The organism is Mucilaginibacter sp., assembly GCF_039935595.1.
Classification (GTDB): Bacteria; Bacteroidota; Bacteroidia; order Sphingobacteriales; family Sphingobacteriaceae; genus Mucilaginibacter.
The window spans coordinates 1-9,644 of sequence record NZ_JBDTJZ010000003.1 but is presented as its reverse complement, the minus strand read 5'-3'; the positions used below and the strand labels follow the sequence as shown (position 1 = coordinate 9,644).

11 protein-coding genes are annotated in these 9,644 nt (G+C 39.7%); 3 read left to right on the top strand and 8 right to left on the bottom strand.

Annotation, left to right across the window (positions count from 1 at the left end; translation table 11 throughout):
* Both ABI367_RS00125 and ABI367_RS00120 read left to right on the top strand, forming a co-directional pair.
* The coding region (locus tag ABI367_RS00125; protein ID WP_462226594.1) for an alpha/beta hydrolase at positions 1 to 545 on the top strand (545 nt) is incomplete at its 5' end.
* A 77-nt stretch (positions 546 to 622) separates the two neighbouring features.
* Positions 623 to 2,200 carry a glycoside hydrolase family 43 protein gene (locus ABI367_RS00120; RefSeq protein ID WP_462226592.1) on the top strand — a complete coding sequence of 526 codons (1,578 nt, stop codon included), beginning with the start codon at positions 623 to 625 and terminating at the stop codon, positions 2,198 to 2,200.
* A 101-nt stretch (positions 2,201 to 2,301) separates the two neighbouring features.
* Here ABI367_RS00120 and ABI367_RS00115 read toward each other — a convergent pair whose 3' ends face one another.
* The 4 genes from ABI367_RS00115 to ABI367_RS00100 form a co-directional block, all read right to left on the bottom strand.
* Entirely contained in the window at positions 2,302 to 2,877 is a 576-nt protein-coding gene (locus ABI367_RS00115) for a CDP-alcohol phosphatidyltransferase family protein (RefSeq protein WP_462226590.1), read from the bottom strand.
* 423 nt (positions 2,878 to 3,300) lie between these two features.
* Positions 3,301 to 3,789, bottom strand: a complete 489-nt coding sequence (locus ABI367_RS00110; protein ID WP_462226588.1) for a DUF2231 domain-containing protein — start codon at positions 3,787 to 3,789, stop codon at positions 3,301 to 3,303.
* 237 nt (positions 3,790 to 4,026) lie between these two features.
* The gene (locus tag ABI367_RS00105) at positions 4,027 to 4,545 is read right to left on the bottom strand and encodes a hypothetical protein (protein WP_462226587.1); all 519 of its coding nucleotides are present in this window, start codon (positions 4,543 to 4,545) and stop codon (positions 4,027 to 4,029) included.
* Positions 4,529 to 5,491, bottom strand: coding sequence for a hypothetical protein (locus tag ABI367_RS00100; protein ID WP_462226585.1), 963 nt, complete (start codon positions 5,489 to 5,491; stop codon positions 4,529 to 4,531). The genes ABI367_RS00105 and ABI367_RS00100 overlap by 17 nt, the downstream gene beginning before the upstream one ends.
* Before the next feature lie 193 nt (positions 5,492 to 5,684).
* On the opposite strand from ABI367_RS00100, the gene ABI367_RS00095 reads away from it, so the two are divergent.
* Positions 5,685 to 7,142, top strand: coding sequence for a Fic family protein (locus ABI367_RS00095; RefSeq protein WP_462226583.1), 1,458 nt, complete (start codon positions 5,685 to 5,687; stop codon positions 7,140 to 7,142).
* A gap of 29 nt (positions 7,143 to 7,171) precedes the next feature.
* Here the strand turns inward: ABI367_RS00095 and ABI367_RS00090 are convergent, their stop codons facing one another.
* The 4 genes from ABI367_RS00090 to ABI367_RS00075 form a co-directional block, all read right to left on the bottom strand.
* Positions 7,172 to 7,969 carry a M90 family metallopeptidase gene (locus tag ABI367_RS00090; protein WP_462226581.1) on the bottom strand — a complete coding sequence of 266 codons (798 nt, stop codon included), beginning with the start codon at positions 7,967 to 7,969 and terminating at the stop codon, positions 7,172 to 7,174.
* A 224-nt stretch (positions 7,970 to 8,193) separates the two neighbouring features.
* Positions 8,194 to 8,985: a succinate dehydrogenase/fumarate reductase iron-sulfur subunit gene (locus ABI367_RS00085; RefSeq protein ID WP_462226579.1), complete on the bottom strand. Its 792-nt coding sequence runs from the start codon at positions 8,983 to 8,985 to the stop codon at positions 8,194 to 8,196.
* A 39-nt stretch (positions 8,986 to 9,024) separates the two neighbouring features.
* The gene (locus ABI367_RS00080; RefSeq protein WP_462226577.1) at positions 9,025 to 9,381 is read right to left on the bottom strand and encodes a four helix bundle protein; all 357 of its coding nucleotides are present in this window, start codon (positions 9,379 to 9,381) and stop codon (positions 9,025 to 9,027) included.
* Between the two features lie 81 nt (positions 9,382 to 9,462).
* A partial coding sequence (locus tag ABI367_RS00075; protein WP_462226575.1) for a hypothetical protein occupies positions 9,463 to 9,644 on the bottom strand: 182 nt, incomplete at its 5' end.

Sequence of the window (9,644 nt, the reverse complement as noted above, 5' to 3'; positions counted from 1 at the left end):
CAGCGCACGAGGTATTAGACAATTTATATGCTGATAAAAAGATAGTGCCTATGATAGTAGTGATGCCTAACGGACGTGCGCAAAAAGACGACCGTAATACAGGAAACGTTTACGGTGGTTCGGCTGCATTTGGCGCATTTGATAAAGATCTTTTAGGCAGTATTATACCTTACATGGAAGCTAACTATCCTGTAAAAGCAGATCGTGAGCACCGTGCTTTGGCAGGTCTTTCAATGGGCGGCGGCCAATCATTAAACTTTGGCCTGGCTAATACCAATACCTTTGCCTACGTAGGCGGTTTCTCATCGGCACCAAACACCCTGCCTCCAGATAAAATAGTACCGGATATTGAAGGTGCTAAAAAATTAAAATTGCTTTGGTTATCAGTAGGCGATCAGGATGGTTTAATAACCGTAAGCCGTGGCGTGCATAAATATTTAAAGGAGCATGATATTAAACACATCTGGCATATTGATTCGGGCAAGCACGAACCCAAAGTATGGAATAACGACCTGTATCTGTTTAGCCAGTTGTTATTTAGATAAGACAGAATAAAGCTTAAAACAGCCGGCAGGAGATACATCTTGCCGGCTGTTTTGATTATTACCAATATAACCACTAAATGAAAAGATTTTTTACTACCCTAAGTATTGCTATCGCGATACTTAGCGCACCGTTTGTGCTGAAAGCGCAAAAAGCCCAAAACCCCATTATATGGGCCGATGTACCTGATATGTCCATGATAAGGGTTGGTGATACGTATTACATGAGCAGTACCACCATGCACATGAACCCCGGGCTGCCCATCATGAAATCAAAGGACCTGGTGAACTGGGAACTGGTGAGCTATGCGTACAATACGCTTGATGATAATAATGATGAGCTTAACCTTATCAACGGCAAAAACGCTTATGGCAAAGGCTCGTGGGCCAGCAGTTTGCGTTACCATAATGGCACTTATTATGTAAGTACATTTTCAAGCACCACCGGTAAAACTTATATATACAGTACCAAAAGCATTGAAAAGGGCCCCTGGAAAGCAACTTCATTTAAACCCTCTTTTCATGACCACTCGTTGTTTTTTGATGATGACGGAAAGGTGTATATGATATTTGGCAGCAATCGCCTGATGATTGCTGAATTAAGCGATGACCTTACCGGCGTTAAACCAGGCACCACCCCGCAGGTACTTATACAAAATGCAGGCACACCATCCGGCGGAACAGGTTTGGCTGCCGAGGGCTCGCAGGTGTTTAAAATAAACGGCAAATATTACTTGTTTAATATTACCTGGCCTCGCGGTGGCGTGCGTACGGTGGTTTTGCACCGCGCCGATAAAATTACCGGTCCGTGGGATGAAGGTCGCGTAGCCTTTTCCAATCAAGGCATTGCGCAGGGCGGACTAATTAATACACCTAAAGGCGATTGGTTTGCCTACCTCTTCCGTGATTATGGATCAGTGGGCCGTGTGCCTTATATGGTGCCGGTTAAATGGGAGGATGGCTGGCCAATTATAGGTGTTGATGGTAAAGCACCTGATATGCTTGACCTGCCGGCAAGTAAAGGATATATTCCGGGTATTGTTAACTCGGATGAGTTTTCGCGCCGCAGCGCTGTTGCTACCCTGCCGCTGGTATGGCAATGGAACCATAACCCGGACAACGCGCTATGGTCATTAACCCAACGCCCCGGGTTTTTAAGGTTAACCACAGGCCGCATTGATACTACGGTTTTACAGGCCCGCAATACCCTAACCCAACGTACATTTGGCCCCGAAAGCGAAGGCGCTACCGCGCTGGATGTATCCAATATGAAGGATGGCGATTGTGCCGGACTTATCCTGCTGCAAAAAAAATATGGATTTGTTGGTGTAAAAGCCGGTGCTACAACCAAATCAATTGTAATGGTAAATGCCGACTCGGGTAACCCTATTGAAGTGGCTAATATCCCACTAAATCAAAAAATGATTTATCTTAAAGCGGGTTGCGATTTTAAGGACAAAACCGATAAAGGCTACTTTTATTACAGCCTTGACGGCAAAACCTGGACACCAATAGGCTCGGTATTAAAAATGGCTTATACGCTTCCTCATTTTATGGGCTACCGTTTTGGTTTGTTTAACTACTCCGCAAAAACCACTGGCGGCTACGCCGATTTTGATTTCTTTAGGATAGGCGCTAAAATAGCAGCAGTAAAATAAAGGAGCGACTTATAACATTTAAAATACCCGGCAAATAAAATGCCGGGTATTTTTTTGTCCTGATTTATTTGCCCGCCGGCTTTTCGGCTTCTATTGACGCGTTAAGTACGCTGCCTTTTTAATATCCAATACAAGCCCTTTATATCCGTTTCCCATTTGGGGATAATCAACACGAGGATGATCTCCTCTAATAAGTCGAGAATGGTAAGGACCGCAACAAAATAAAATAATGGATATACCGGCTCGGGCAACCAATAAAAAAGCACCAGAAATATCGCCTGGAAAACCGTAACAAACTTGGCCAGGTAGGTATGAAAACTACTGATCTTACCGTAACGGAACAGGGCAAAACCTATCTGCGTTATAAAAAACACTACCTGTATCACTATCCATACTATTTCCTTTTTTAAAAACCCGGGGTTTATCAGGGCAATACCAATAATTGCCACCGCAGTAGTAAGGTCATCTGAAACAGAATCAAGGATAGAACCAAACACACTGGTTACTTTGAACTTGCGGGCCAGGTACCCGTCTACCGCATCCGTTAGGAAGCTAACCGCCAAAAGCCATTTAAAAATAGCCAGCTCATGGTTAAAAAGTAAGGTTAAAAGGACGGGGGCTGCCAACAACCGGTAAAGGGTTATGGCATTTACCATATAGTAACTTGGTTTATGCATAGGCTGGATGTATATTGTTCAATTTATCAAATATCTCTATCTAAACCAATTATATAGGTAATAGTTGTCAGTTTTAATCATGATATTCATCACCATTCACAAGGTGGCTTGTTTGTTGTTAGATCGGTAGGTCACAGACTACAGGCAGCGGGGCAGCTTTTTTTGGTAAAATGGTTTACAAAGGTTTACACAATTAAATAAAAAATTATTTAGTCAATTGATAATCAAGTGTTTATAAAACAATGGGGTTTACATAAAACGCGCTTTATTGTAGGTTGACCCCGCCCCTCTGGCCTACGGTTTAGCGCCACTTAACTTGATTTGTATAATACAGTGATTTTCAGTTTAATATCATACTGCTTGAAGGCTCTGACTTCGGACAGTGTGAGACAGTGGTGGTTGAGTTGATAAACTATAGATGGTTCAATCCTTCTCCTTGCCGTTCCCTTCTTTCGCCGTGGATACCTTATTATTTCCAATTTCGTCGGCATGCCTTATTTTTCCGCCTAAATAGCCTGTTCTTGCAACCAATGCAAAACCAACAACAGATGCCGCCAGGGTCCACAGCGCTACCCGCCGGGTAAGCGAACTGTTTGCTTGCGTTACCAATACACCTATTAAGGCTATTGCACCAACAACCGCCAGGCCAATAATCGATACCAGGGCCGACTCCGCATGCTCTTCAATAACGCTTTTAGATACCCCCTGTAAATGTTCAACCGCCTCTTCGGCACCTTCACCGGTTATATAGGCAATACCCGCCCCAATGGCCGATAGGATCAAAATATTATAAGCAGCTATTAAAGTTGAATTGCTTTTTCTCCATATACCATGAATTAAAACCAATGCACCCAACATAGCACCAATAATGGGCAGGTGGGTAATAAGCAGGTGAATGTGTGTTTGATTCATAACTTTTTTTATCAAAAATAAAACTTTAGGAAAGCCGCTTATGTAATTGAGGTCAAACCAATTAATGATACTCATCACTTATTTTTATTGATATGCCGACTACGTCTAAAACGCTGTCCGAAGTCAGAGACTTTGGATAGCGAGGGGTAATTGAGGTGGATAGTTTGTTTTTGGGGCCCTGTAGTCTAAAGACTACGGGCATAGTCGTCCGAAGTCAGAGGCTTTAAGCAACGGATATTAGCTCTTTTTAAATAAAATATATACTCTATTTAAAACCATAAACATCGTAAGTAGAAAAAGTAACAGCAAGAAATAAATAATTGCGGTCAAAGCTCCATATAAAAGAATCTGCCACAAACATTTGTAAGCACCGTTCAAAAACGAATATATCAATAAACTCACAAGTAGAAACAGAGATAATAAAATATTGAATGAAATATTAATATGTACTTCTTTAACAAATACGGCTTTTAACGGATCACTTAATGAATCTTCCTTTAACTTGTCAATAAGACCATATATTATTGCCAAAAGATTAAACAAAAAACCACCTAAAATCGAGACAAAGGTTATTAAGTCGGTGACATGACTTGACAAACTAATTTTTAACGCTGCCAACAATATTCCTACGCTCAATGGAACTGCAATAAATAATATAAAATCCCATCCAGAAATCCCTTTAGAATCTGAATCTATTCGTCTAAGTGTTTTAAGATGATCAGAAATGATCTTAAGTATATCAATTCGTTGAAACATTTGGTGTTAGTGTTAACATATCACTAATTAGGCTATCTGCAACTTTTACTAAAGATTCAGTCGTCGGTTCGTTCCTGATAAAATCTAAATCATCAGACACTTCTACATCAGGCAAGGTCCGATTTTTTGCAAGAACATGAAAGGTCTTTTTTTTACCCTTCAGTTCAACTTCAAATTCAATTTCATCAAGATTGTCTAAATTTTCAAGGCCATCATTTAATTCAATAATATTTTCTTTATACTGCTTTTTGTAATACTGTTTTATAAAATCTTTCCAATATCCGCTAAGTGAAGTTGAGGACCGAATAGAAGTTGTTAAAACTCCTTTATCCTTTTTTAGGCCATTCAGATATAAATCGTCTAAAGTACTTGGTATTGATTTTTTTATAAAATCAATGTTCTTAAGATTGCCATTAGACATCATCTTATCAAACACTCTTCCATTAAGCATGTTATTAATAGTTGCGCGATAACCAGGATAGCCCTTTTCTTGAAAATATTTATTGAGGGCTTTTTGAATTGAGCCTTTGACGCCAAAATCTCTTTTCTTTTGTAAGATTAGATAGCCGAATTTTTGACCTATAGGTAATTGCAAATAAAAAAACAGATCTCGGTATGTGATATCACTATCAGGGTTCGATTCAAATTTAGTTTCTGTTTCTCCAGAATTTCTAACTTTATATCGATCGCCGCCAACACCACTAGAAATATATCCATAAAATACGCGTAAATCTTTATCGTGTTTTACAGGTTCGTCAAAGGCAAGATGTAATGTAGTGTTATCACTGTACCCGTGAGTCTTTCTTACATTTTTAAAAACATCGTCAGCAAAGTCTTTAAAAAAATCAAAAAAATCTTCATTGTTATTAAATAGGTTTAGCACAGTTTCTTCACGCCGGTCGAGCACCTTTATGTTAAATGTGGATAGATAAATTTTCTTCGCCATAGCAAAAGGTTTAGATTAATTATCTAATTTACAAATATTTATGCAAAATCGAGCTTTTCCTAATTGTTCCAAGGAAAAGGCCTCAACATCGAGCGACGGCGGGGGCTTCAGACAGCGGTGATAGTAAAATAATTAACAAATGATTATATTTATTTTTTATTAGACCAATCTTGTCCCTAACCATCCTAATTGTATGATTTACAACACGCCCACAATTACGCTTCCTTTTGAAGCCAAAGAAAATCTGGATAATATTGAAAAAATCATTGACGATTTAAATGAACGTAGAGACAAGGGGTTAAGCAAAGAGCTGTTAGATAATTTAAAGAAACAGTTGCTCATTAAACAAGTATATCATAGTAATGCAATAGAGGGGAATAAATTATCGCTGCGTGAAACAGAGTTGATTTTAAATGGAATGGTTATTAATGAGAGACCATTAAAAGATGAGATTGAGGCAAAATCTTTAGCAACAGCCACGGAGTATTTGTATCGCCTTATTGATGGAAGAGAAGCTATTACTAAACGAACGTTGCTTGAATTACACAGTCTCATAATGAAAAATATACCTGGGTTCTCTGCGGGAGAATTTCGAACGGAAGAAGTTCACATTAAGGGTTCTGACCACAAGCCTCCATATTTTCATGATGTCGAGTCACATATTGACGAAATGTTTCAATGGATGAATCGAAATTCACATAAACATCCGCCATTGATTATGGGAGCAATATTACATCATTGGTTAACATGGATACACCCTTTTAGTGATGGCAATGGAAGAGTTTCAAGAATGTTTCTTAACTTTTTTTTATTACAAAAAGGTTATCCTGAAGTTATAATAAAAATCTCGGATAGAGACGCGTATTATAAAGCTTTAATCGAGGGTGATAAAGGTAATTTAAACAATCTAATAGAATTACTGTCTGATAATATAAGAGAATCCATTTCAATATATGAAGAGTTAATAAATGAAGACCAGCGTCAAAAAGCGTGGCTTGAGCAATATAAAAGTATTTCCGTAGAAAAATATGAAGCTGCAAAATCAAAACACTCATATGATTATGAAGTTTGGAAAAATCAATTATCTGTATTTAAAACCCTTTTAAAGAGAAACCTCAAAGAAATAAATAACTATTTAGGTCACTTAGACATCAACTTTAAAGAATACGAAATTATTTCTTTCAGCCAATATTTAGATTTATTAGAAGATCGAAAAGTGTCAAACACTTGGTATTTAACTATTAGAATATTTGATACAAATAAAAAAGAAGGACTTACACTGATTTTTTATTTTGAGCGACTTTATCGTTCAAAAATTTTACATCTATTGGGCTCAGAACAAAAAATTGAGAGAGGGATGAAATTTAACAAACAAATCCCACCAACAATTAAATTGTACATTTCTGCCAGAAAGAATGGTTTAACTATAGACCTTGACAAAAGAATCGATTTGGTCAATATTGGGACCTATAAAGATCAATTATCTTTCGGGATAATAAACAGAAAAGAAATTAGAGAGCCTTGGCAAAAACCGAAATTAGAATCAAGGACTGATAGTCCAGGAATAGTATTGAGACATTTTATTGATCAAATATTAGAGCTATATTTTGAAATTCAAAAGAAAACAATTCCCGCTGTCCGAAGTCTCTGACTTCGGACCAATATGCCTGTAGTTTGTAACTACTGCACACCACCCGCCGCACCCTGCTTAAATATCCTACTCAACTGCTCATACAATTCCGGGTGTTTTTCCTGCAGCTTGTCGGGTTTTTCAAAAAAGTATTCGGCGGCTACGGCAAAAAACTCGGCCTCGTTGGTAAGGGCGTAGGGGTTAATATCCGAGTGGCCCTCTTTTATTTTGTGCATTTCGCGGTGCATCAGGCTTAACCAGGGTTGGGCATATTCGGGCGGTACTAACTGTTCGGGTACGCCATCGGTGGCACCATCGGCTTTATCCAGCAGGTGTACAAACTCGTGTATGGCCGCGTTCTCTTTTCCCGCGGCAGAGGAGAAGCCTTTGGTCAATGCCGCGCGCGATAGCAGCATCTGCCCGTTCATATAGCCGCTGCCTACCATCCCCATAATATCACGGTGCTCGCCCTCAAACTGGTAATCTTTATCAAAGGTATCGGGGTATAATATCACGTTGGTAAGGTTATTATACCGCCAGTCGCCAAAACCAAAAATGGGTATAATGGCACTGCTGGCTATCAGCACACGGTCCAGGTCGGTAACATCGGTGCCTACGCCTTCAATATGTACATAGCTTAAAAAATGGGTTACCTGCGCCTCAAAACGTTTGCGGGCGGTAGCATTAAGGTTGTGGTAAAAGTCGATGTGCGCATCAAGCAAGGGGCGGTAGGCGGTATTGATATCTACAGGGGCGACAGTAGACGTAATGGCGGCAGGTTTACCCGGCTTGCGCAATAAATACCAGGCTAATAAAATGATAAGTAAAGATCCTATAACAAAGTACATCGGGTTTTAATTGGTGTTACAATATAAGTTTAAAAAGGACGAATTGTTCTTAAAAATCCAATGTCATTTCGAACGAGGTACGAGGAGAAATCTTATACAAGCGAAAGGCATCGGATGTTGTCGTATAAGATTTCTCACTCCGTTTCGAAATGACAGGGGGCTAAAAAAAGGCCCGAAGAGAAATCTCCCCGGGCCTAATCCAATTGTTCTTTATGTAAAGTTCTTTATTCGCCGCTGCTGCCGTGCTCATGCACTTTTTCCTCGCGGAAAAGTTTGGCGCTGAAATAGTCGTTATTCATACGTGATATATTCAGCAGACTAATCTCTTTAGGGCATTCGGCCTCGCAGGCACCGGTGTTGGTACAGTTACCAAAACCTTCCTCGTCCATTTGGGCAACCATGGCCTGCACACGGCTCCAACGCTCGGGCTGGCCCTGCGGCAACATACCCAATTGCGATACCTTTGCCGATACAAACAGCATAGCCGACGCATTTTTACAAGCCGCAACGCAAGCGCCGCAACCAATACAGGTAGCCGAGTTAAATGCTTCGTCGGCAATTACCTTAGGGATAGGAATAACATTGGCATCAGGTACGCCTCCGGTATTTACCGATACGAAACCACCTGATTGCTGTATACGGTCAAATGCCGAACGATCTACCGCCAGATCCTTTATAACCGGGAATGCGCCAGCGCGCCAAGGCTCAATAGTAATGGTTTCGCCATCATGAAAGCTGCGCATGTGCAACTGGCAGGTAGTAATAGCGCGTTTAGGCCCATGCGGGCGACCATTGATATATAACGAACACATACCGCAAATACCTTCGCGGCAATCATGGTCAAAATGTATGGGCTCATCCCCTTTAAGGGTAAGGCTTTCATTCACCACGTCCAGCATTTCCAGGAAAGACATATCCGGCGAAATATTTTCAGCCGGGTAGGTTACCATTTTGCCGCTTGAATTGGCATCTTTTTGACGCCATACTTTAAGCGTCAGATTCATATTTCCACTCATTCTTTTATAGATTTGAGATGTGAGATTTGAGACATGAGATTAATTATTTAGCAAGGTTTTTTGAAATGCATAATTCATTTTTTGCAATTCATCAATCTGCTTTAATAAAGAATCTAATAACTCATCCCTCAATAAATTTAATTTATTCGATATTATTAATTGAGTTTGTAATTCATAAGACGAGCCGTTGGCTATACCCAAAAAATTTGCAAACTCCTTTTTTGAATTTCTGCCGGCCCCTTCAGCAATATTTGAAGGAATTGAAACGGCAGCTCTTCGTGACTGGCTAATTAAACCAAATCGCTCATCAGCAGGAAAGTCAGAAGTAGCCTGGTAAACCTCAACTGAAAGGTCTATTGCTTTATTCCAAATTTTTAATTCCTGCAGATTATGCATTGTTTTTTAGATATGAGATTTGAGATGTTAGATATGAGATAAGATATTAATCTCAATACTCATATCTAGTATCTCAAATCTCTATTTATAACTTCTTTGTGTTAAATGAACAAATTCAAAGTCCAGTTTTTCTTTATTCAGAACTTCGGGTTGGTTATCGCCTTTATATTCCCAGGCGGCTACGAAGGCGAAGTTGTCATCATCGCGCAATGCTTCGCCTTCAGGTGTTTGCGATTCCAAACGGAAATGTCCCCCGCATGATT

Bases quoted from the DNA above. Each gene is read 5' to 3' on its own strand.
- ABI367_RS00090 (WP_462226581.1), bottom strand. From the start codon at position 7,969: ATGTACTTTGTTATAGGATCTTTACTTATCATTTTATTAGCCTGGTAT.
- ABI367_RS00085 (WP_462226579.1), bottom strand. From the start codon at position 8,985: ATGAGTGGAAATATGAATCTGACGCTTAAAGTATGGCGTCAAAAAGAT.
- ABI367_RS00100 (WP_462226585.1), bottom strand. From the start codon at position 5,491: ATGGCGAAGAAAATTTATCTATCCACATTTAACATAAAGGTGCTCGAC.
- ABI367_RS00095 (WP_462226583.1), top strand. From the start codon at position 5,685: ATGATTTACAACACGCCCACAATTACGCTTCCTTTTGAAGCCAAAGAA.
- ABI367_RS00120 (WP_462226592.1), top strand. From the start codon at position 623: ATGAAAAGATTTTTTACTACCCTAAGTATTGCTATCGCGATACTTAGC.
- ABI367_RS00110 (WP_462226588.1), bottom strand. From the start codon at position 3,789: ATGAATCAAACACACATTCACCTGCTTATTACCCACCTGCCCATTATT.
- ABI367_RS00080 (WP_462226577.1), bottom strand. From the start codon at position 9,381: ATGCATAATCTGCAGGAATTAAAAATTTGGAATAAAGCAATAGACCTT.
- ABI367_RS00105 (WP_462226587.1), bottom strand. From the start codon at position 4,545: ATGTTTCAACGAATTGATATACTTAAGATCATTTCTGATCATCTTAAA.
- ABI367_RS00115 (WP_462226590.1), bottom strand. From the start codon at position 2,877: ATGCATAAACCAAGTTACTATATGGTAAATGCCATAACCCTTTACCGG.